This is a genomic window from Candidatus Diapherotrites archaeon (genome assembly GCA_040755695.1).
Lineage (GTDB): Archaea > Iainarchaeota > Iainarchaeia > Iainarchaeales > 1-14-0-10-31-34 > JBFMAK01.
This window is the reverse complement of sequence record JBFMAK010000018.1, coordinates 1-1,725: the sequence shown is the minus strand read 5'-3', so window position 1 is coordinate 1,725 and position 1,725 is coordinate 1. Positions and strand designations below refer to the sequence as shown.

Here is a 1,725-nt window from a genome sequence, read left to right as displayed (position 1 = left end):
CGTTCTGCCCAAAGTTTTAACTTTAAATATTCTTATCTTCTGTTTTTACAAAGAGTTCTGATTATTGAGCTTGCCTCCCCACGGGGAAGCGATTATTCTGTTTTCCAAGGAGGCGCTTGCCATGGACCAGATCTCTCGTTTTGTTGTCTGGATCTGTTCAAGATTCAACCGAGAACAGATCGAAAAAATCATCAAAGAACTTTCGGATGTCTTAAAGAGCCGTCAAGAATTCCCGTCGAGGCCGAAAGACGTATTCAAAGAACAGCATCCGAACTATCGCGCGTTTACCGTTGACCCGACACCGCCGTTAACGGAACCCGCTAAAAAAAAGAACAAAATTTAGATTACCAGACGCTGCTCGAGGCTCATCAGGCCAAACACGGCCGGCCGCTCAAGCCGGTCAAGATTCGTGACGGGAAACCCGTCCCGCAGACCGAACAGTGCCCGTTCTGCAGGGCCCCGCACCAATATCTGTATTACAACAATGGCAAAGAACGATCTCAGCTGCGCTGCAAAATCTGCTCGTCGAACTTCCAAGCCGATAATCGTTATAAAAGAGCGGCCAAAGCCAAATATTATTGTCCGCATTGCCACGGCGCATTGTTTCGCTGGAAGACCCGCCTCGACGCCATTATTCACAAATGCAGCAATGACAATTGTCCATACCGTCTTAACGCGCTCAAGCAACTCAACCCCGCGGAAGCGACCTTACAAAAACTAAAATCTTCCCAATTCAAGATCTGCTACACCTACAACGAATATCTGTTCCAGGCCAAGGATCTCGTCGTCGCCTCACCGCTCAAGCCCACCGTCGATATTCGTAAAATATATAACTCCCCCAATGTCCTTGGTCTGATCCTGTCGTTCTTTGTCTCATTCGCCTTAAGCGCCCGTAAAACCGCCTACATCATGCGCGTCGTCTTCAATGTCACCGTCTCCCGTCAGACCGTCCTGAATTACGCCGAAGCCGCCGCGTACCATTGCCACCAGTTCAACATGAAGTTCAAAGGGCCCGTCGACAACGAATCCGCCGGCGATGAAACCTATATCAAAATCCTCGGACAATGGGCGTACATCTTCCTGTTCATCTCATCCAAGAATCACTCGATTGCGGCCTACCACGTCGCGGACAACCGCGAAACTCTCCCCGCTACCATTGCCATGAACGAAGCCATCCGCACTGCCGATCCCAACCAGAAGCTCACGCTCATCACTGACGGCAACCCAGCCTACGTCGCAGGAGCCTTGTTCCTCAACGAGAAACGCGACCAAGATCATCAAATCACACTGAAACAAGTCATCGGACTCCAAAACCTCGACCAAATATCGGCAGAATTCAGACCGTTCAAACAGCTCATTGAACGTCTCAACCGAACCATCAAATACCATACCCGGCCCGCTTCCGGATTCAAATCCTTCAACGGTGCCGTCGCGCTCGTCACCCTCATCGTGACGCATTACAACTTCCTGCGACCCCACATGGCGCTCAATTACAAAGTCCCCATCGAAATCCCCGAACTCAAGCCCATCTCGACCATCCAAGGAAGCTGGGCCAAAATCCTCGCCATGTCTGCCTGATCTTCCAGCTTGTCAAAGAACCTTTAACCAAAAAACTTCCAAACAACCACACGCTCTCATCGCTGCCCCTTGGCATTGTTCATGCCCAAGTCTTCATACTGGCTATCTCTGTTTATGTTCATTCTTCATAAAACTTTGGTCAAAATC

Annotated in this window: 2 protein-coding genes; both read left to right on the top strand. The window is 49.8% G+C overall.

The window, feature by feature from the left end:
- The first annotated feature begins 64 nt into the window (after positions 1-64).
- On the top strand, positions 65-343 hold the full coding sequence (locus AB1467_07405; GenBank protein MEW6296081.1) for a hypothetical protein: 279 nt from the start codon (positions 65-67) through the stop codon (positions 341-343).
- Between the two features lie 257 nt (positions 344-600).
- Positions 601-1,578 carry a DDE-type integrase/transposase/recombinase gene (locus AB1467_07400; protein ID MEW6296080.1) on the top strand — a complete coding sequence of 326 codons (978 nt, stop codon included), beginning with the start codon at positions 601-603 and terminating at the stop codon, positions 1,576-1,578.
- Positions 1,579-1,725 lie beyond the last annotated feature (147 nt).